We start from the raw sequence: 20,916 nt of genomic DNA, 5'->3' as shown, positions 1-20,916 counted from the left end.
ATGGCAAAACAAAAACATATTGAACAAGATGGCGTGATCGTGGAAGCACTTTCGAACGCCATGTTCCGTGTAGAGCTGGAAAATGGGCATATCCTTATTGCTCATATCTCTGGTAAAATGAGAATGCATTATATTAAACTTTTACCTGGTGATAAGGTAAAACTAGAAATGTCTCCCTACGATTTAACAAAAGGGAGGATCACATTTAGATATTAAAACAATTAGCCAAATGGAATTCTCATTCCATTTGGCATTTGTAAAAAATAAATACTATCAAAATGAAAGTAAGAGCATCAATTAAAAAAAGAAGCGCTGATTGCAAAATCGTACGCAGAAAAGGTGTACTGTTCGTAATCAACAAGAAGAACCCAAAATTTAAACAAAGACAAGGTTAACATTAAATTATGGCGAGAATTGCAGGTATTGATTTACCAAAAAACAAAAGAGGTGTTATCGGTTTAACTTACATCTATGGAGTAGGAAGAAGTACTTCTTCTGAAATCCTTAAAGCTGCCGGTATCAGCGAAGACAAGAAAGTCAACGAATGGAATGACGATGAATTGGCTGCAATCAGAACATATATCTCTGAAAACGTAAAAGTAGAAGGAGAATTAAGATCTGAAGTGCAATTGAACATCAAGAGATTGATGGACATAGGATGCCAACGAGGAATACGTCACAGACTTGGATTACCTTTAAGAGGCCAGAGAACGAAAAACAACTCTAGAACACGTAAAGGGAAGAGAAAAACTGTTGCTAACAAGAAAAAAGCTAGTAAATAATCGTTAGGAATTATGGCAAAACAAACTAAAGTAGTTAAAAAAAGAAAAGTAAAAGTTGAAGCTATTGGTGAAGCTCATATTCAGGCTTCTTTCAATAACATCATCATTTCTTTAACAAATAAAAACGGAGAGGTTATCTCTTGGGCTTCTGCCGGTAAAATGGGTTTCAGAGGTTCTAAAAAGAATACTCCATTTGCTGCTCAGATGGCAGCTGAAAATTGCTCTGCTGTAGCTCACGAAGCTGGTTTAAGAAGAGTAAAGGTGTTTGTGAAAGGTCCAGGTGCAGGTAGAGAATCTGCTATCAGATCTATCCACAATTCAGGAATTGAAGTTAGCGAAATCGTTGATGTGACTCCAATGCCACACAACGGATGTAGACCACCAAAAAGAAGAAGAGTTTAATTTTTAGAATTTACCCATTATGGCAAGATATATTGGACCTAAAACTAAGATTGCTAGAAAGTTTGGTGCTGCAATCTACGGAGATGATAAAAACTTCGAAAAAAGAAAGAACCAACCGCCAGGACAACACGGTCCTAACAAAAGAAGAGGTGCTAAAAAATCAGAATATGCAGTTCAGTTGGCAGAAAAACAAAAAGCTAAATATACTTACGGTATCTTAGAAAGACAGTTTGCTAACTTATTTGAAAAAGCACACAGAAGTAAAGGTGTAACAGGGGAAGTTCTATTACAACTTTGTGAATCAAGATTGGATAACGTAGTATACAGATTAGGTTTTGCTAAAACAAGATCTGGTGCTAGACAATTAGTTTCTCACAGACACATCACTGTGAACGGAGAAATTCTTAATATCCCTTCTTACTTGGTAAAAGCTGGTGATGTAATCACTGTAAGAGAAAAGTCTAAGTCTCTTGAAGTTGTTACCAATGCATTGGCTTCTAAGTCAAACTATGAGTGGTTACAATTCAACGATGAGAAGAAAGAAGGTACTTTCATTTCTGCTCCTGAAAGAATCCAAATTCCGGAGGACATTAAGGAAAACCTTATCGTCGAACTTTACTCTAAATAATTTTTTAATCAAATTTTTGCTCAACCCAATAATATGGCAATTTTACAATTCATAAAACCCGATAAAGTAATTTTACTTAACTCTGATGAATTTAAAGGTCAATTCGAATTCAGACCTTTAGAACCAGGTTTCGGGCTTACAATCGGTAATGCTTTGAGAAGAGTGTTGCTTTCTTCTCTGGAAGGATACGCTATTTCATCTATCAAAATAGAAGGTGTAGAGCACGAATTTTCAACTATTCCAGGAGTAATCGAAGACGTTACCGAAATTATTCTTAACCTTAAGCAGGTAAGATTAAAAGCTGCAGCAGAAGGCCAGGCTAACGAGCAGGTTGTTGCTAAAGTTTCAGGTCAGACGGTTATTACTGCTGGTGATTTAGGAAAGTCTATCAATGGATTTGAGGTTCTAAACCCAGATTTAGTGATCTGCAACCTAAACAGTGATGTAACTTTCGAAATTACTTTCAATATTGAAAAAGGAAGAGGGTATGTGCCTTCTGAACAAAATAAGTCAAACAATGCACCTGTAGGTACTATTGCTATTGACTCTATTTTCACGCCGATCAAGAAAGTACAATACAGCATTGAAAATTATCGTGTAGAGCAAAAAACAGACTACGAAAAACTTGTATTAGATATAGAAACTGACGGATCTATCAGTCCGCAGAACGCTTTAACTGAAGCTTCTAAGATATTAATCTATCACTTCATGTTATTCTCTGATGAGAGAATCACCCTTGAAACAGAAGCTGTAAAAGCATCTATCCAATACGATGAAGAAACTCTTCACACAAGACAACTTCTTAAGTCTAAATTAGCAGATATGGATCTTTCAGTAAGAGCCCTTAACTGTCTGAAAGCAGCTGAAGTAGAAACTCTTGGAGAATTGGTTTCTTACAGTAAGTCTGATTTGATGAAATTCAGAAATTTTGGTAAAAAATCTTTGACAGAACTAGAAGAATTAGTGCATTCAAAAGGTCTTAACTTCGGTTTCGACGTTGCAAAATATAAGTTAGACGCTGATAAATAATTAATAATGAGACACGGTAAAAAATTCAATCACTTAGGAAGAACAGCTTCTCACAGAAGTGCTTTACTTTCTAATATGGCTTGTTCTCTAATTGAGCATAAAAGAATCAACACTACTGTAGCTAAAGCTAAAGCTTTAAGAGTATATGTTGAGCCTCTATTAACAAAAGCAAAAGAAGATACTACACACAACAGAAGAGTAGTATTCTCTTACCTTCAAAATAAATTTGCGGTTGCTGAATTATTCAGAACTGTAGCTCCTAAAATCGCTGAAAGAAACGGTGGTTATACAAGAATCATCAAGACAGGATTCAGACCAGGTGATGCTGCTGATACTGCTCTTATCGAATTAGTAGATTTCAACGAGCTTTACAACCCTAATGCTGAAGAGAAAAAAGCTACAAGAAGAAGCAGAAGATCAACTGCTGCACCTAAAAAAGCTGAAGCTGTAGTTGCTGAAGCTCCTGCAGTAGAAGAGAAAGTAGAAGAAGCTAAAGCTGATACTACTGAGGAAAAAACTGAAGAATAATATAATATTATTTCAGATATAAATTGAAAACCATTCGGATTCCGAATGGTTTTTTTTATTTCCTTACTATTTAATTTATATCTTTGAGATAAATTTGGGACTGAAAAAAAATCTTTATCATGATAATTTTAAAAGATAAGTTAGGAAAAACAATTTCCGGTGAGAGTATTAGCTTTGTAGATACTCCAAATAAAGGGGGAATTATTATTCCTGAATATATCATTATCCATTTCACTGCAGGAAGAGGGGCGGAAAGTTCTATAAGCTGGTTTAAAGATCCTACAGCAAAGGCTTCAGCACATATTGTCATAGATAGAGATGGCAGAGTTACTCAAATGGTGGAATTCAATAAAAAAGCCTGGCATGCCGGAAGAAGCAAATGGGCAGATCGTACAGGATTTAATGACTTCTCTATTGGGATCGAATTGGATAATCCCGGGGAGCTTACCAAAGTTAATGACAGGTATTATGCCTGGTTTGAAAAAGAATACTCAAAAGATGTAGTGGTGGAAGCCAGACATAAACATGAAGATACGACCTCTTATTGGCATAATTTTACAGAAAGACAAATAGATTCCTGTTTTCAGGTCTGTAAAACCTTAATGGAAGCCTACAATATTAAGGATATTCTGGGGCATGATGATATTGCTCCTTTCAGAAAACATGACCCGGGACCAGCATTTCCTATGGATAGTTTCAAAGCAAAACTGTTCGGAAGAGAAGATGATACTGCAGATATGTATAAAGTAGCAGCTGATCATGTAAATCTGAGAAGTGGAGCGGGAACTGAGTTTACTCCAATTATGCAGCTTAAAAAAGATACGCAGGTTGAGTTTATTAAAAGTAAGCTGGGATGGTTCTATGTATATATTGTATTGGAAAAAGGCAGTGATGGCGAACCTATCTATGGGTGGATCAACAGTGATTTACTGGAAAAATTTTAAGTCCGTATAAAAATAATATACCTCTCAATTGAGAGGTATATTTATTTTAGATCTTAGTTCTTTTAAGTTCAATGATATTGTTCCCTTGTTCAAGGTGAAGGCTGTCTCCTTTTACCCTTGCAGTCATATCATCCTTCTTGTAGATGGTTTCATCTCCTTTGGTTTCCGACTTAGGTAATGTAAATGTTTTTTTATTACTGGTAATAGCAACTGTGCTTTCCTTAGGATCATTCTTGAATACAACTTTCACTAAAGTTCCATCTGTCGCTTTATAAACAAAATCAGTTTTTTCAGTTTTCTGTCCGTTTACATCTACTGTTGAAGAACTCTGTGTTACAGAATCAATTTTTCCGTTGTGGTCTGTAACGACAGTTTCCGAACTGTCTGTTTTGATAACGCTTTTGTTTCCGCTTTCACTTTTTTTACAGCTTACTACAGCTAATGTGAGTATAGCACCTAGTGCTAAAAGGCTTTTTTTCATGATTATATTATTTGATATTCAATATGATTTTTATATTTTAATTTTACAAAAATCATGCCTTACAATATGAGAAATTTCAGCCGATATTTATACATAATTCTTTTCTTTTTCTCTTTTAATACAGGGTTTTCACAAAAAGGAAAATTTGAGATTAAAAATGGAGATTTCCTCTTGAACGGAAAGCCTTTCACAATTTATTCCGGAGAAATGCATTATCCGAGAGTTCCCTCAGAATATTGGAAGCATCGAATGCAAATGATGAAGGCGATGGGACTGAACACAGTAACTACCTACGTTTTCTGGAATTATCATGAAGAAGCTCCTGGGAAATGGAATTTTTCAGGCGAAAAGGATTTGCGGAAGTTTATAAAAACAGCACAGGAGGTAGGTTTGTATGTGATTATCCGACCTGGCCCATACGTTTGTGCAGAATGGGAATTTGGCGGCTACCCATGGTGGCTGCAAAAAAATAAGAACCTTGAAATAAGAAGAGATAATAAAGCCTTTTTGCAGGAATGTGAAAAATATCTTAATCAGCTGGCAAAACAGATTGTTCCTTTACAGATCAATCATGGCGGGCCGGTGATTATGGTTCAGGCGGAAAATGAATTTGGATCTTATGTGGCCCAAAGAAAAGATATTTCTTTAGATGAACACAAAAAATATAGCCATAAAATCAAAGATATGCTTTTGAAAAGTGGAATTACTGTTCCGTTATTTACTTCGGACGGAAGCTCCCTTTTCAAAGGAGGTTCTATTCAGGGAGCTTTGCCTACCGCAAATGGCGAAAGTGATATTGAAGTTCTGAAGAAAAACATCAACGAATACAATGACGGACAAGGCCCTTATATGGTTGCAGAGTATTATCCCGGGTGGCTGGATCATTGGGCAGAGCCTTTTGTAAAAGTTTCCACGGAAGAAGTAGCAAAACAAACAGAATTATATATTAAAAATGGGATTTCCTTTAATTATTATATGATACATGGCGGAACTAATTTTGGATTTACAAGCGGAGCCAATTATGATAAAGACCATGATATTCAACCGGACATTACCAGCTATGACTATGATGCTCCCATCAATGAAGCCGGAGGGGCAACCCCAAAATATAAAGCGCTAAGAGAAATTTTTCAAAAAATAAATCATAATCAGCTCCCCGAAGTTCCAAAACCTGTAAAAATTATTACAATTCCTTCCATTGAATTTTCGAAAATCAGTTCTCTTTTTGATATTACAGATCGGCAGAAACCCACTGTTAATGATCAGCCGCTTACATTTGAAGACCTGAATATCGGAAACGGATATATGCTCTACAGAAGAAAATTCAACAAAGCCCAAAGAGGGGTATTGGAAATAAAAGGATTGAGAGATTATGCTAATATTTACATTAATGGGATCTGGAAAGGAGAGCTCAACAGAGTATTCAAAAAATATGACCTCGATATTGATATTAAAGCAGGAGACCGCTTAGAGATTCTCGTTGAAAATATGGGAAGAATTAATTACGGAGCCGGGATCGTTCATAATTTAAAGGGAATTATCAGCCCGGTAAAAATAGGAGAAACAGAAATTTCCGGTAATTGGGAAATGTTTCCGCTGCCTTTTGATCAATTTCCTAAACATACTTACCAACACAAAGACATTACAGACCATTCCCCCGTTATTCAGGAAGCTGAATTTAGACTTAGTGAAACCGGAGATACTTTTCTTGATATGAGAAATTTCGGAAAAGGAATTGTTTTCATCAATGGCAGGAATATTGGCAGATATTGGAGTAAAGCCGGCCCGCAGCAGACGTTGTATATTCCGGGTGTCTGGTTGAAAAAAGGCAGAAATCTTATCCAGATCTTTGAACAGATCAAATATCAACATTCCGTTAACAGTATTGATCATCCTATTCTTGATCAGCTTGCGAAATAATAGCTTATTTCTTATTATTTGTTTTAATTTATTGTGAATTATTTGATTTTTAGTTGGCTTTAGAGTCAAAAATTGATTAAATTTAGTAGAAAACTGAAAGACTAAAATATAACCATGACTCAAGCATCAATATTACACAAAGGGGTAATTGATTTTGATTGGTTTTCTGTTGAAATTTGCTTCAAACAAAAAAGAACATGAGCATTTCCATTGCCATAGTAGAAGACGAAAAAAACTACAACAACGCGTTGAAGAAGGTAATTAATTATCAGAAAGATATGAAGGTAGTTGCTCAGTTCTTCGATGGAAAGACGGCTCTGGATGCTCTTACGGATATTGCTCCGGATGTGGTGATGATGGATATCCAACTGCAGGATATGCTTGGTATTGAAATCATAGAAAAATTAAAGATGGACCTGCCGGATACACAGTTCATTATGTGTACCAGCTTTGAAGATGATGAAAAAATCTTTAATTCCCTTAAAGCCGGTGCCATGGGCTACCTTGTTAAAGGGGAAAGTATGGATAAAATTCTCTCTTCTATCCGGGATGCATACAATGGCGGTGCTCCCATGAGTTTTTCTATTGCGAGGAGGGTTCTTCAGCATTTTGAAAAAAAACTTCCCGAAATTAAAGGTTTCGATGAACTTACTGAACGTGAAAAAGAAATCCTGGAACTTCTTTCTCAGGGGCTTCTATACAAAGAAATTGCCGATAAAAAATTCATCAGCATTGACACCGTAAAGAAACACGTTGGAAATATCTACAGAAAACTTCACGTCAACAATAAAGTGGAGGCCATTAATAAATTTAACCAATCAAAAAACTAAGAAATCATGGAAAGACTTAAACAAGAATTACTGGAAGAAGTGAACAGTTTACAATTTGTAAATCTCGAAAATCTCGAAAATTTTTTTACTAAGGAATCAAATGTAACCAGGATGGTACTCCCATGGCATTACGTAAAAGTGTATTATGCAAAATATCTATTTGTCACACAGTATTGTAATGATGAAAGTGGAGAACCCTTTTTTACAAATAGTTTTAAGATAAGCGCAGATGAGATGAATAGGATTGTAAAAGATAATAGTGACAAAGAATACTTACATTTCTTTTTCTGCGATGTGAAATTACCTACCGGGAGTGATTTAGGTTTGATACTTAGATTTTCACATATAGAAGATTACGGTGAGTATGGAAGCTATGATTCAGAAACAGATAACTCTTATTTTATAGCAAGTGGTGGAAGAGCAACTTTATTGGATAACACTAACTCGTTTAATAAGATTGTCAGTGAATACGAAACCGGAATAGGAACTATAATCGAAAAAGATTCCTCCACACAGACTTTGACAAAATATATAACTTATGAGATGAGTAATATTCAAATATTTAATGGATTTGAACATGAATTAACTTTTGAATTAATTTGTAAAGAAGAGGGAGGAAAATTAAGAATCGGTTTAGTCGTATACATAAAAGATAAAGATAGAATACATCATACAAATACTACAATGAGGAAAGATTATTATGAAGGCTACTATGATGCAGGTGATTTAAAACCCTAAGCAGAATGTTAATAGGAATTATTTATAAGATAATATTGCTGGTTCCTTTAGTAAAATCTTTTTATCTGGGTAGAAGAAGTTCTTTTTCTGCCCAGAATTATATATTTATATATTTACTGCTAACTCTTGTGAATGAATGGTCATCCTTCATTAGAAATCAATTGAATCCGGATGTGAAAGTGGGAATTCAATATCACCTCTATTTTATTTTTTGTATATTATTTTTTCATTTTTTTTACTCTTATAGGTTTAAGTATCTTTTTAAAAAAATATCTACAGGGGTTACCATTCTTTCATTAAGTTATATATTCTTTTTTACCAATTTCTTGGAAAATGATTTTGATAAAAAGATAGGAATAGCAATTACTTTATTTTATATCATTGTCTCTATGTTATGGTTTTGTCAAAAAATAACATTTTTTGATGAGTATAGAATTACTGATGACCCAACATTTTGGATTTCGACAGCTTTGTTAATGTGGAGTTGTTTTTTTATTTTCAGAGTGACACCTATGTTCTTTTTCGCAAAGAATGATAATGAATTTCTCCAATTTTTAAAAGTTGGGCAAAACATCATTAATATCATAATGTACAGTATGTTCTACATATCATTAATTAAATATGAAAAACAGGTTAATTTATGACACATATTCAGGATGATATAAAATTAGCTTACATTATTGCTATTTCGATAATGATGTTATTTGTTGCCTTTATTGTTTTAATTGTTGTTTTGTATAATAAAAGACAACTTTTTTTTATTCAGCAGCAACAACTCAAAGAAGCTGAACACCAAAACCAGCTTCTTCAAAAAGAGCTCGAAAAACAAAAAGTGTTGGAGCAGGAACGTGAACGTATTTCCCATGATATGCATGATGACCTTGGGGCTGGAATTTCTGCATTGAAACTTCAGGCAGAATTTTTAAGACAACGAGCCGAAGATGAAGAATTGCAGACCGATATTGACGAACTTCTGAAAACCTCAGAAGAGATGAATATTTCTATGCGGGAAATGCTTTGGAGCCTGAACTCAGGAAATGATACATTAGGGAGCTTCACCGATTATGCCATTCTTTATACCGAAAATTTTTTGAAAAAAACAAGGATCATATTGTATTCAGAATGTGAAGACATCATTGATGAAACACCTATTTCCACAGAATTGAGGCGTAATCTTTTTTTATGTTTAAAAGAAGCTGTCAATAATGTTTATAAACACAGCCATGCAGATACTTTAAGACTTTCGTTTTCTCAGAATAAAAATAAATTCTCCATGAAAATTTCCGATAACGGAATAGGAATTAGTAAAGGACAGCCAGAGGGAAACGGTCTCAGGAATATGAAAAGAAGAATGAATGAACTGGCAGGAGAATATAAAGTTTTATCTGAAAGTTCAGGAACAAGTTTAATCTTCGAAGTAGAAGTATAGGATTTTCATAATGCTTTATCATTTTATAATCACCCTTTTGGGTAATTGACAGATGTCTTTTTTAGAAGGAAATTTGAAATATAAAACTGACAACCATGAAAACTTTAATTAACGACAGTATTGGAGAGCTGGAAGCTGCTTTAAAAAACAATACCGATCTTCAGGAGAAATTTAAGAACAATCCTCTAGAGGCTATACAAAATATGGAAATTAGAGGTCCGCAAGGAACAGATTATTGGATTTACAGAATTATTGTAATTATGCTTGGACTGGCAATTATAGCCATCATAACAGGGCTTATTCTAATCTCTTTCTGGAGTAAAGGCAAGACCCCGGATAATCAACTGATAACTATTTTTGCTACGATCTCATCAGGAGCAATAGGTGCTTTAGCAGGGCTTTTGTCTCCTACACCGAGAAAATAAAAATAATAACTCAAATAACTATAAGTCATGAAAAAATTAATATTGAAAGTTACAATTGAAGGAGGTAGTTCTCAATTAGGGATTTATTATAAATTAGTTAAAAGAGGACACACCTCAAACCCTGTACAAAAAAAGCAAAGTTTTGAAGAAACCTTTACTGATCTCGATGGAGATTATACATTATATATAGGAGGCGGGAATGCTGATTCTGACAAAAGAAGAGCAATTATAAGTCTTATTTTTGATGATAAAGAAATTACATTAGATAAAAATTTATCATACGCAAATCCATCGATTCAAAAAGGTAAACATATTTATGCCGAATATTATTTTAAAGCTTAAGAAATGAAAACAAATAGACTCTTATTATTTGCTTTAATATTGGTTTTTTTCAATATAATGAAACTTAATGCTCAGACTAATATTAATTTAAAGCAACAGAGTAATGCCATTAAAACAGTGAATGCCGCTAAAACAGGTAACTGGAATGATGTCTTTACCAACTTTATGCAGCTTGCGGCCAAGAATCTTGCAGGGGATAATAAATCTTTTGAATACAAGACAACAATCTTTGCAATAAAGAGTGAAGTGGATAGTACATTGCTAATTGACGAAAACTATGTTAAAGAAAATTTTTCAAGGAATTTTCAAATAAATATGGGACTAAGATTAGATAATGATTATAAATTTAAAGGATTTTCATACGGCTTTGATTGGGCTTTGATTAATAAAAGAGATTTAAGCATAAATACATTGGTGAATGGAGAAGCAGCAAAATTATACGAGAAGTATTTTGATATGCTTACAACATCTAGAGAAAGATATAATAACGATTTAATCAAAAATGAAGATCCGGACAAAAACAAGAAAATAAAACAAATACAAGAAGCGATAAGTAATAATGCTGATGAGTATATTATCCCAATAGATCTATTTCCCAAAGATTTTATAAAATATCTGCCACCCGATTATCAGGATACTAGAAAATACTTCCGTGAAGTGTACGAAGAAGAACTTGATGCTATTAAAAGAAAGCCATTGTTGAAAATTGGTTTTAATAGTAACTTTCAAAAAAATGCAAAATTTTTAGACGAGTTTGATGCTAATTTGGTTTATCTGCAAGGATTGAAATCTAAGACGGGAAGTAAACTAGAAATAGACTTCAGAAATCAGTTTAAAGCAAAAGACAGTATCACAACATCGGTTATAAAACGAAAAGAATTTTCGTCGCAGTTAGGATTGAATATTTCAATTTGGGAAACTAAAGAGAAATCTATAATAGAACTTAAGCCAAATTTTGAATATAAAAGAATTGTTTCAGGAATAATGGCTGATGAAAAAAATGATCAGTTCCTAGCCAATGCAGATTTAAGAATAAGAATTTTAAAAAACCTTTGGGTTCCATTGATTTTAAAATATGACATTAAAAACAATAATCTTTTTGGTTTCTTAAATGTCAGTTTCAATTTTGATGCAATGAAAAAAGAATAACGTAATAATTACAGTAAAAAACTCACCTTTTAAATTTTAAAAGGTGAGTTTTTTTATCATTCTTTCCCTATTTTAAATTCTCAATCCGGCATAAAGAAATTGTAGAATTATCATAATATAAATTAACTAAAATTTAACTTCGAATTATTGCAAAAAGATCACGTCGGAATACCCCTAAAAGTTAAATTTTGATTAAATTTGTATAAACTAAAAAAAATAAAAAATGAGTGCAATTTCTTACATAGAAGCAAGACAGATTTTAGATTCCAGAGGTAACCCTACCATTGAAGTAGATGTATTTACGGAAAGCGGGGCAATGGGCCGTGCTGCTGTACCTTCAGGAGCATCTACAGGAGAACACGAAGCCGTGGAATTACGTGACGGTGGTTCAGAATACCAAGGAAAAGGAGTTCTGAAAGCTGTTGAAAATGTAAAAGAAGTAATTGCAGAGAATTTAGTTGGACAGCCCGTTTTTGAACAAAACTATATCGATCAGATTATGATTGATCTTGATGGTACACCTAACAAAGGAAATCTTGGTGCTAATGCAATTCTTGGTGTTTCTTTAGCAGTAGCAAGAGCTGCCGCTGCAGAACTGGGAATGCCTTTATATAAATATGTGGGTGGTGTAAATGCCAACACACTTCCTGTTCCAATGATGAATGTAATCAATGGAGGATCTCACTCAGATGCGCCTATCGCATTCCAGGAATTTATGATTATGCCGGTAAAAGCAGATTCTTTCTCTCATGCATTGAGAAAAGGAACTGAAATTTTCCACAACTTAAAATCGATCCTTAAAGGAAGAGGTCTTTCTACTGCAGTAGGAGACGAAGGAGGTTTTGCCCCAACTTTCAATGGAACGGAAGATGCTTTGGATACATTACTTCAGGCTATCGAAAAAGCAGGGTATAAGCCTGGTGATGACATCATGCTGGCTTTAGACTGTGCTGCTTCAGAATTCTACAAAGACGGAACTTACGATTACAGAAAATTCGAAGGAGACAAAGGAGCTCACAGATCAAGAGAAGAGCAGGTTTCTTACCTTGCAGAATTAGCTGCTAAATACCCGATCATCTCTATTGAAGACGGTATGCAGGAAGATGACTGGGAAGGATGGAAATTGTTAACGGAAAAAATCGGTGACAGAGTACAGCTTGTTGGTGATGATTTATTTGTAACCAATGTAGACAGATTATCAAGAGGAGTAAAAGAAGGTATTGCGAACTCAATCCTTGTAAAAGTAAACCAAATCGGTTCGCTTTCTGAAACAATGGCAGCAGTACAGATGGCTCAGAATAACAAATTCACTTCAGTAATGTCTCACAGATCAGGAGAAACTGAAGATTCTACAATCGCTGATTTAGCAGTAGCAATGAACTGCGGGCAAATCAAAACAGGTTCAGCTTCAAGATCAGACAGAATGGCAAAATATAACCAGCTATTGAGAATTGAAGAAGCTCTTGGTGAAACGGCAATTTTCCCAGGATTAGAAGCATTTAAAATAAAAAGATAATTGAATTTATAAATAACGGCAAGCGATAATTTTTGTTTGCCGTATTTTATGGAAAGTAGTATATTTAAACAAAATAAATAAATAATGTCAGACAACAAAGTAATATTGAATTACGACGGTAATTCATATGAATATCCAATCGTGGATAGTACTATCGGAGACAGAGGGATTGATATTTCAAAATTAAGAGACCAGACAGGTTTAATCACTCTGGATTTAGGTTACAAAAATACAGGAGCTACTATTAGCGACATCACTTACTTAGACGGAGATAAAGGAGAATTATTCTACAGAGGTTATCCAATCGAGCAGATTGCTGAAAAATCTAACTTCACAGAAGTAATGTATCTTTTATTACATGGAGAATTACCTACTCAGGACCAATTTACTTCTTTTGACAACAATATCAAAAAATATAACTTCATCGCAGATGAGATGAAAAAAATCATTGATGTTTTTCCTCGTTCTGCTCACCCTATGGGAGTTTTATCTTCTTTAACTTCCGCTTTAACAGCTTTCAATCCAAAAGCAGTTAACGTAAACTCTAAAGAAGAAATGGATCACGCAGCTGAGCTGATGATCGCTAAGTTCTCTCACCTTTGTGCTTGGACTTACAGAAAAACTCAAGGTTTACCATTAAACCACGGAGATAACAACCTAAACTACGTAGAGAACTTCTACAAAATGGCATTCAGATTACCAAACGCAGATTTCGAAATCGATCCGGTAGTTGTAAATGCATTAGATAAATTATTAATCCTTCACGCTGACCACGAGCAAAACTGTTCTACTTCTACAGTAAGAATGGTAGGTTCTGCTCACACAGGTCTTTTTGCTTCTATCTCTGCCGGGGTATCTGCACTTTGGGGACCACTTCACGGTGGAGCAAACCAGGCAGTAATCGAAATGCTTGAGCTTATCGAGAAAGACGGTGGTGATGTATCTAAATATGTAGCTAAAGCTAAAGATAAAGGAGATAGCTTCCGTCTAATGGGATTCGGACACAGAGTATACAAAAACTTCGACCCAAGAGCGAAAATCATCAAGAAAGCTGCTGACGATATCCTTAAAGCATTAGGTATCCAGGATAAAGCTCTAGACATTGCAATGCAGTTAGAAAGAGTAGCTCTTGAAGACGAGTACTTCGTAGAAAGAAAACTATATCCGAACGTAGACTTCTATTCAGGTATCATCTACAGAGCGTTAGGAATTCCTACAGAAATGTTTACAGTAATGTTCGCATTAGGAAGACTGCCAGGATGGATCTCTCAATGGAAAGAAATGAGATTGAAAGGAGACCCAATCGGAAGACCAAGACAGGTTTACCAAGGAGCTCAACAAAGAAACTATATCGATATCGCAAGCAGATAATATTTGCTTATACCATATCAAAATCCCAAAGCTTGCTTTGGGATTTTTTGTTTTTCTAACCGGAATAGTTAATAAGAGTAAGTTTCAGCCATCTAATTCATAAATAATTAAGCCAGTGAATGGTGCCCAAACATGAAATCTAATAGAATATATATATGTTGTTGAATTTGAATGAAATAAATTATTAAATTTACTCTGCAGAATTTATGTGTTTAAAATAAAATTAATCAATCATGACTTTCGGACAACAGATGTTATTTTTTTTCAGTGCAGTAGGAGCATTCAATGGGCTTTTGCTGGGAATATACCTGTTGTTTGTGAAAAAACTAAAATATTTACCGGATTTTTTCCTCGGAATTCTCCTCCTCATGTTAAGCTTAAGAGTTGGTATTTCGGTATGTATTTATTTTTATCCCGATTTACCGCGGTTGATTCCTTATCTGGGACTGGCAGCGTTATTTTTCACAGGACCGGCTTTGTATTACTATGTTAAATCCTCATTTCAGCAGGAACATTTTGATCAGAAAAACTGTCGTAAGCTATTTGGAATCCTGACATTGATTCTGGGAAGCGTTGGGCTGCTGTATCTTTTCTTCCCGGTAACATGGGATCATTATTTCGGAACCTTTATTTATACCGTGTGGTCCATATTTGTATTTCTTACGGCTTACCAGTATTATTTGTATGCAAAGCAGAATATCAGATGCCCCAATAAATTTGTTCTTCCTGTTCTGATCAGTAATGTAATTATCTTTTTGACTTATCAACTGATTTCCACAGGTTGGGTTCAGATCTATTGTGCAGGAGGAAGCCTTGTATTTTCATTCGTTTTGTATGCTAATTTTCTGATTCTATTCAATAAAAAATATCAACAGACTCCGGTAAAAGAGATGGAAAGATATTCCAATAAGAAAATTTCGCATGAAAAAGCGGATAATTTTGTATCCAGATTAGAAAAATTAATGGAGGCAGAAGAACTTTATAAAAATCCGAATCTGAAGCTGAATGACCTCGCTTCTAAAATGAATATCTCTGCCCATCAGCTTTCCCAGCTGCTGAATGATAATCTAGGGAAAAGTTTTTCTACTTATATCAATGAATACCGAATTGATGAGGCTTGTGAAAAAATAGAAAATGGTTCTTATTTAAAAATTGAAGAGATAGGATATGAAGTAGGATTCAACTCTAAATCTACCTTCTTTTCTACCTTCAAGAAGATTAAGAATACAACACCACTTTTATACAAACAGACGCAAACCTTTGCAGAACCTGAGTTTCAGAGTTCAAATTTATAATTTCGTACTGCGGAATTTTAACTTCAAAACCGAAATTTTACCCTAAGCCGATACTTTTGATCTCATAAAATCTAAAATTTATGATGATCAAATTATGGTTCTTTCTGCTCATGCTATTTCTGTACGTTTTTGGAAAAGCACAGGAAAAAAAGACTCCGGATTCTCTCAATGGATCAAAGCCTGCTACAACAAATATTTCAGAAGTCATTATTCAATCAGTTCCAAAGAATATCAAACTGAATGATGGAAATGTAGTGATGTCCGTTTCCGGAAATCGGAATTTCAAAACATCTGCAAATCTTCTTGATGTTCTGAGAAAAACTCCAGGTGTAACTGTTGACCAGGAAGACGGAATCTTTGTAGGAGGAAGAATAACCCCTGCAATTCTTATTGACGGAAAACCTGTAGTAATGAGTAATCAGGAATTACAGGCCTATCTGAGATCTTTATCGCCGGAGATGGTAGAATCTGTAGAAGTGAATACCAATCCGTCTTCAAAATATGATGCAGAATTTAAAGGAATTATAGATATTAAATTAAAAAAGAACGCAGCCCTTGGCTGGAAGGGAAATTATAACGGGAATGTCTATGTAAATAAATTCAATTATCGAGAAAACACCTTCAATCTTTCTTATAATACAGGAAAAGTAATTTATAATCTGCAGACAGGATATAATGAAGGTATTTCCACTTATCGGTATCACGCGCTGCAACGGCTTGCAAATACGAATATCATGCGTACCCGTACTTATCAGAATGACAATGCTAAAGTATATACTGTACAAACAGGAGCAGATTTCAGATGGAATGATAAAAACAGAATAGGTTTAAACCTTAGAGGTAATTTCAGGGAAAATAACCGTAACCGGTTGGGTTCACTTTATACCACTGATAAAAATGAAGCTCAACTGATTTTTAATACAATGAGTGAAAACCCCACAGCATATCTACAGGATAATTATGGAATAAGTACAGATTACTCTTTTCAGAATAAAGGATTTAAATTAAGCTTATTAGGGAATTATCTCTCGGTAAAGAATACACAGAATGATGATTTTATCAATAGAGATCAGCCTGCCAATGACCTTTTATCCTATTGGAAATCTGATCTTCTTAATAAGATTACAATTTATACCGCTCAGATGGATGTTTCACAAAAGGTAGGAAATGCAGATTTCGAAGCAGGAATTAAATACAGCAGCTCAAAAACCAATAATAATATAAGATATGATACTTTATCGGTGTCTAATCAGTTTGTTTTTGATCCTGAAAGAAGCAATCAGTTTTCTTATCGGGAAAAAATATGGGCGGGATATTTGGCTTATCGGCAAAAATTTGGGAAACTTCAGCTTAATGCAGGGTTGAGGTTTGAAAATACAAATAGTATTTCCAATGCTGTTACCATAGACTCTATTGTCTCAAGAAATTATTCGGAATGGCTGCCGTCATTCAGTGCCGGCTACACGTTTAATACATCCAGCGACCTTTCCCTGTCCTACAGCAGAAGAATAACAAGACCGGTTTTTTCCCAGCTTAATCCTTTTCGGTTTTATTTCAGCCCATTGAATTACTGGATTGGGAATCCTTACCTTCAGCCCTCTTTTACCAGCCAGATCAAAATTGCTTATCGTTATAAAAACTGGATTACCAGCTTTACAGTAGGAAAAGAAAAAGATGTAATGACCCGTTATCCGCTGTATAATCCGAAAACAAATGTTTTAGAATACCTGGGAACCAATCTTCCTTACCGTAATTTTGCCATTCTGGAGACCAGTTTTCCGGTAAAAATTGCAAAGTGGTGGAATATGACAGGCCAGATTACAGGATATTATAACTATGAATTCAGACCCTATCTGGATGAAGTTTTTGCAATGGGTATTTATAATTTTGAACTCAGGTTGAATCAGGTATTTTCTCTCCCGAAAGGATATACCATTAATCTCTTTGCAAACTATGAATCCAAAACAGGTAATAGCCTTTACATCATAAAACCTCGTTACACTGTTGATCTGTCTGTACAGAAATCCTGGTTTGATAATAAACTGAATACCAAAATTGGCTATAATAATATTTTTGATTCTTATGATCAACGGCTGGAATTCAGACATAAACAAATTATGGATAACCGTTTTACCCACTGGTGGGATAGCAGCCGATTAATTATTTCACTCAGCTATAATTTTGGAAGTACAAAATATCAGGTTAAAGAAACACAAAGAACAGAAGAAGAAAACAGAGCCAGATAAAAGAAAACCTGCTTAAAAAAGCAGGTTCCTGTAATTTATTATGGGCATACACAATTACCACATGTCCAGATGATGCAATTACCGTCCATATCCCATTCACAGCAGTATCTGGGTCTTATACCAATTCCTCCTGTTACTGATTTTTTTTGTTCTCTGCTTAGCTTTTGTGCATTTTTCAGCACCTGATTGTTCTTGTTCATAACTTTGATTTTTGGTGTTAATAGTTAAGTTTTATTTTTATAATCTTGCAAAATTATATCACTAATATAGGAATATTTTTTTGTTTTCAATAAAATGTTTGTAATTAAATCAGTGAAATATAATATGTTGCATAAAAATAATACTTGTATTATGAACGTAATCATGACAAATAAAGGAGAAATATTAAACTGCTTATTTTTTGTATAAAAAAATGAAGTTGTTGTGGAATATAAAAAAAGCCGTTTCCCAATTACGGAAACGGCCTCTATTTTCTATGGGCACTGACATCTGCTGCATATCCAGAGGAAGCATTCTCCGGTGACATGATCCCACTCACAGCATCTTTTAGTTCCCGGCATAAATTCTCCTCCCACAACAGTTTTTTGCTGTTCTCTGCTTAGTTTTTGTGCATTCTTCAGCACAGAGGTCTTCTTGTTCATAAACTTTGATTTTTGATGTTAATAGTAAAGTTTTATTTTTTATAATCTTGCAAAATTATATCACTAATGTATGAAGTTGATCTGGTATTGTAAAAGAAATTCAGGTTCTTATGTAGATGAAATAGAGTGGTTTATAGACATTTGGGAAACTAAATTTGGTGTTTTTGTTAAAAAATCATAAAAATCAAACCAGAGGCTCATCAAATTTAATACATAAAATAATCCAAAAGTTTTATAGGTAGAGACCTTTACTTATATTTGTAGTATTGCATAAATCTTTATGAGACTAAACATTAAAAACGAAACAGGTAGGCTGAAGTCAGTAGTTCTAGGCCAGCCTAATTCATTGGGACCGGTTCCCACACTAGAGGAAAGTTATGACGCCAAGTCATATTACTCAATCGAACATAATATGTATCCTAAAGAAGAGGATATTATCAATGAAATGAACGCTTTTGAAGCCGTTTTAAAAAAGTATGACGTTGAAGTACTGCGTCCGAGTATCATTAAAGATTACAATCAGGTTTTTTCAAGAGATGTAGCCTTTGTGATAGATGATAAAATGATCATTTCCAATGTGATCGCAGACAGAGCAGATGAGCAGGAAGCATACAAGAGCGTTTTTGAAAAAGTAGCGTGGAGAAAAATTATCAACCTTCCGGAAACGGCACATATTGAAGGGGGAGATGTTATCGTATGGGACGATTTTATTTTCATCGGAACCTGCTTCAGTGAGGACTATAGAAACTATAAAACGGCAAGAACCAACGAGTATGCTATTGAGATTTTAAAAGAATATTTTCCAAAGAAAAGAATCATAGATCTTGAGCTGAAGAAAAATGATAAAGTTCCGTTTGAAGGGATTCTTCACTTAGACTGTACATTCAATCCCGTAGGAGAAGACAAATGTATCATCTATAAGAACGGATTTGTAGATGAAAGCGATTACCGCTTGATCATTGATATTTTCGGAGAAGAAAACTGCTTCCATATCAATGATGAAGAAATGTTTGAAATGTTCCCTAATATTTTCTCTATTTCTCCAGAAGTAGTGGTTTCAGACAAAGCATTTACAAGAATGAACAATCACCTAAGAAACGAATGGGGAATGACTGTTGAAGAAATTCCTTACAGAGAAATCTCTAAAATGGGTGGGCTGTTGAGATGCTCTACAATGCCGCTTGTGAGAGAATAGTTGAGTGGGAGAGTTTTAGTGTTTGAAAGTGAGAGCGTTCCTAATCTTTCAATCTTTTAATTTTTCAATCTTTTAATCAAAAAAAATGCAAACAACAGATACCGTATTAATGATAGAACCGATTGCATTCGGTTATAACGCTGAAACAGCGAAAAACAATTACTTTCAGGTAGAACAGACAGGTTCTGATATCCAATCGAAAGCTTTGGCAGAATTCAACACTTTTGTAGGAAAACTGAGAAGTAAAGGAATCAATGTGATCACCATAAAAGATACATTAGATCCTCATACTCCGGATTCTATTTTCCCTAATAACTGGGTAAGTTTCCATAAAGACGGAAAGGTAGTTCTATATCCGATGTTCGCTTCCAACAGAAGAGTGGAAAGAAGAGAAGATATTATTGAAAGCATCCAGAATCTGGGGTTTGAAGTGGCGGAAATTGATGACTGGTCTTTTTCGGAAACACAAGGTCATTTCCTGGAAGGTACAGGAAGTATGATCTTTGACCATGATAATAAAATTGCTTACGGTTCAGTTTCTTTAAGGCTGGATGAAAAACTGTTCAGAGAATTTTGTACAAAATATGGCTTTACTCCGGTGGTTTTCCATTCATTCCAGACAGTAGGAACAGAAAGACTTCCAATTTATCACACCAACGTAATGATGTGTGTAGCAGACCAGTTTGTGGTTATCTGTCTGGACTGTATTGATGATGAACTGGAAAGAGAAAAAGTAATTGAAACCATCAAAGGTTCCGGAAAAGAGATCGTCGAAATTTCTGAAGAACAGATGCAGCAGTTTGCGGGAAATATGCTTCAGGTTCAGAATAAAGAAGGAGAAAAATTCCTGGTGATGAGCCAGACTGCGTACCAGTCTTTAACAACAGAACAAGTTGCAGCTATTGAAAAATACTGTGAAATTATTTATTCAGACCTGAATACGATTGAAGTAAACGGAGGAGGAAGCGCAAGATGTATGCTTGCAGAGGTTTTCCTTCCAAAAAAATAGATAATGATCATATCAA

Annotated in this window: 24 protein-coding genes; 21 read left to right on the top strand and 3 right to left on the bottom strand. The window is 34.6% G+C overall.

Annotation, left to right across the window (positions count from 1 at the left end):
* The 8 genes from infA to F3J23_RS07945 all read left to right on the top strand — a co-directional run bounded on the left by infA (window position 1) and on the right by F3J23_RS07945 (window position 4,313).
* Entirely contained in the window at window positions 1–216 is a 216-nt protein-coding gene (gene infA / locus F3J23_RS07980) for a translation initiation factor IF-1 (protein WP_002983257.1), read from the top strand.
* A gap of 62 nt (window positions 217–278) precedes the next feature.
* Window positions 279–395 carry a 50S ribosomal protein L36 gene (gene rpmJ, locus F3J23_RS07975; RefSeq protein WP_007839480.1) on the top strand — a complete coding sequence of 39 codons (117 nt, stop codon included), beginning with the start codon at window positions 279–281 and terminating at the stop codon, window positions 393–395.
* 9 nt (window positions 396–404) lie between these two features.
* Window positions 405–782 carry a 30S ribosomal protein S13 gene (gene rpsM, locus F3J23_RS07970; protein ID WP_002983260.1) on the top strand — a complete coding sequence of 126 codons (378 nt, stop codon included), beginning with the start codon at window positions 405–407 and terminating at the stop codon, window positions 780–782.
* Window positions 783–794: 12 nt separating this feature from the next.
* A complete protein-coding gene (gene rpsK / locus F3J23_RS07965; RefSeq protein ID WP_034694697.1) occupies window positions 795–1,184 on the top strand; it encodes a 30S ribosomal protein S11 in 390 nt (129 codons plus the stop codon).
* A 19-nt stretch (window positions 1,185–1,203) separates the two neighbouring features.
* Complete coding sequence (gene rpsD / locus F3J23_RS07960) at window positions 1,204–1,812, top strand: 30S ribosomal protein S4 (RefSeq protein ID WP_047096812.1); 609 nt, start codon at window positions 1,204–1,206, stop codon at window positions 1,810–1,812.
* A gap of 33 nt (window positions 1,813–1,845) precedes the next feature.
* Entirely contained in the window at window positions 1,846–2,841 is a 996-nt protein-coding gene (locus F3J23_RS07955) for a DNA-directed RNA polymerase subunit alpha (RefSeq protein WP_047376582.1), read from the top strand.
* A gap of 6 nt (window positions 2,842–2,847) precedes the next feature.
* Window positions 2,848–3,369 carry a 50S ribosomal protein L17 gene (rplQ, locus tag F3J23_RS07950; protein ID WP_027371704.1) on the top strand — a complete coding sequence of 174 codons (522 nt, stop codon included), beginning with the start codon at window positions 2,848–2,850 and terminating at the stop codon, window positions 3,367–3,369.
* A 119-nt stretch (window positions 3,370–3,488) separates the two neighbouring features.
* On the top strand, window positions 3,489–4,313 hold the full coding sequence (locus F3J23_RS07945) for an N-acetylmuramoyl-L-alanine amidase (protein ID WP_167026786.1): 825 nt from the start codon (window positions 3,489–3,491) through the stop codon (window positions 4,311–4,313).
* A gap of 46 nt (window positions 4,314–4,359) precedes the next feature.
* Here F3J23_RS07945 and F3J23_RS07940 read toward each other — a convergent pair whose 3' ends face one another.
* Entirely contained in the window at window positions 4,360–4,794 is a 435-nt protein-coding gene (locus F3J23_RS07940) for a hypothetical protein (RefSeq protein ID WP_167026783.1), read from the bottom strand.
* A 66-nt stretch (window positions 4,795–4,860) separates the two neighbouring features.
* Here F3J23_RS07940 and F3J23_RS07935 point away from each other — a divergent pair, with 66 nt between their 5' ends.
* The 11 genes from F3J23_RS07935 (at window position 4,861) to F3J23_RS07885 (ending at window position 18,055) form a co-directional block, all read left to right on the top strand.
* Window positions 4,861–6,714 (top strand): glycoside hydrolase family 35 protein, encoded by a 1,854-nt coding sequence (locus tag F3J23_RS07935; protein WP_167026780.1) that lies wholly within the window; start codon window positions 4,861–4,863, stop codon window positions 6,712–6,714.
* A 197-nt stretch (window positions 6,715–6,911) separates the two neighbouring features.
* Window positions 6,912–7,544, top strand: coding sequence for a response regulator (locus tag F3J23_RS07930; protein WP_167026777.1), 633 nt, complete (start codon window positions 6,912–6,914; stop codon window positions 7,542–7,544).
* Window positions 7,545–7,550: 6 nt separating this feature from the next.
* Window positions 7,551–8,282, top strand: coding sequence for a hypothetical protein (locus F3J23_RS07925; protein WP_167026774.1), 732 nt, complete (start codon window positions 7,551–7,553; stop codon window positions 8,280–8,282).
* Window positions 8,283–8,922: 640 nt separating this feature from the next.
* The gene (locus F3J23_RS07920) at window positions 8,923–9,711 is read left to right on the top strand and encodes a sensor histidine kinase (RefSeq protein WP_167026771.1); all 789 of its coding nucleotides are present in this window, start codon (window positions 8,923–8,925) and stop codon (window positions 9,709–9,711) included.
* Window positions 9,712–9,806: 95 nt separating this feature from the next.
* Window positions 9,807–10,136, top strand: coding sequence for a hypothetical protein (locus F3J23_RS07915; RefSeq protein ID WP_167026768.1), 330 nt, complete (start codon window positions 9,807–9,809; stop codon window positions 10,134–10,136).
* Window positions 10,137–10,163: 27 nt separating this feature from the next.
* Window positions 10,164–10,478 carry a hypothetical protein gene (locus F3J23_RS07910; RefSeq protein WP_167026765.1) on the top strand — a complete coding sequence of 105 codons (315 nt, stop codon included), beginning with the start codon at window positions 10,164–10,166 and terminating at the stop codon, window positions 10,476–10,478.
* A 3-nt stretch (window positions 10,479–10,481) separates the two neighbouring features.
* The gene (locus F3J23_RS07905; protein ID WP_167026762.1) at window positions 10,482–11,627 is read left to right on the top strand and encodes a hypothetical protein; all 1,146 of its coding nucleotides are present in this window, start codon (window positions 10,482–10,484) and stop codon (window positions 11,625–11,627) included.
* A gap of 223 nt (window positions 11,628–11,850) precedes the next feature.
* Window positions 11,851–13,143 (top strand): phosphopyruvate hydratase, encoded by a 1,293-nt coding sequence (gene eno, locus F3J23_RS07900; RefSeq protein WP_167026759.1) that lies wholly within the window; start codon window positions 11,851–11,853, stop codon window positions 13,141–13,143.
* A gap of 84 nt (window positions 13,144–13,227) precedes the next feature.
* Complete coding sequence (locus tag F3J23_RS07895; protein ID WP_101238434.1) at window positions 13,228–14,514, top strand: citrate synthase; 1,287 nt, start codon at window positions 13,228–13,230, stop codon at window positions 14,512–14,514.
* A gap of 233 nt (window positions 14,515–14,747) precedes the next feature.
* Window positions 14,748–15,809, top strand: coding sequence for a helix-turn-helix domain-containing protein (locus F3J23_RS07890; RefSeq protein WP_167026756.1), 1,062 nt, complete (start codon window positions 14,748–14,750; stop codon window positions 15,807–15,809).
* Window positions 15,810–15,889: 80 nt separating this feature from the next.
* Window positions 15,890–18,055 carry a TonB-dependent receptor domain-containing protein gene (locus F3J23_RS07885; RefSeq protein WP_167026753.1) on the top strand — a complete coding sequence of 722 codons (2,166 nt, stop codon included), beginning with the start codon at window positions 15,890–15,892 and terminating at the stop codon, window positions 18,053–18,055.
* A 38-nt stretch (window positions 18,056–18,093) separates the two neighbouring features.
* Here the strand turns inward: F3J23_RS07885 and F3J23_RS07880 are convergent, their stop codons facing one another.
* Together F3J23_RS07880 and F3J23_RS07875 are read right to left on the bottom strand one after the other, a co-directional pair.
* On the bottom strand, window positions 18,094–18,255 hold the full coding sequence (locus tag F3J23_RS07880) for a hypothetical protein (protein ID WP_167026603.1): 162 nt from the start codon (window positions 18,253–18,255) through the stop codon (window positions 18,094–18,096).
* A gap of 273 nt (window positions 18,256–18,528) precedes the next feature.
* Entirely contained in the window at window positions 18,529–18,696 is a 168-nt protein-coding gene (locus F3J23_RS07875; protein WP_167026750.1) for a hypothetical protein, read from the bottom strand.
* 280 nt (window positions 18,697–18,976) lie between these two features.
* Here F3J23_RS07875 and F3J23_RS07870 point away from each other — a divergent pair, with 280 nt between their 5' ends.
* Window positions 18,977–19,891 carry a dimethylarginine dimethylaminohydrolase family protein gene (locus F3J23_RS07870; RefSeq protein ID WP_167026747.1) on the top strand — a complete coding sequence of 305 codons (915 nt, stop codon included), beginning with the start codon at window positions 18,977–18,979 and terminating at the stop codon, window positions 19,889–19,891.
* Between the two features lie 85 nt (window positions 19,892–19,976).
* Window positions 19,977–20,900, top strand: a complete 924-nt coding sequence (gene ctlX, locus F3J23_RS07865; RefSeq protein ID WP_167026744.1) for a citrulline utilization hydrolase CtlX — start codon at window positions 19,977–19,979, stop codon at window positions 20,898–20,900.
* Window positions 20,901–20,916: the final 16 nt, after the last annotated feature.

Source organism: Chryseobacterium sp. Tr-659 (assembly GCF_011752975.1).
In the GTDB taxonomy this organism is placed as follows: Bacteria; Bacteroidota; Bacteroidia; order Flavobacteriales; family Weeksellaceae; genus Chryseobacterium.
The sequence above is the reverse complement of the archived record's forward strand: the minus strand, read 5'-3'. Positions and strand labels throughout refer to the sequence as shown.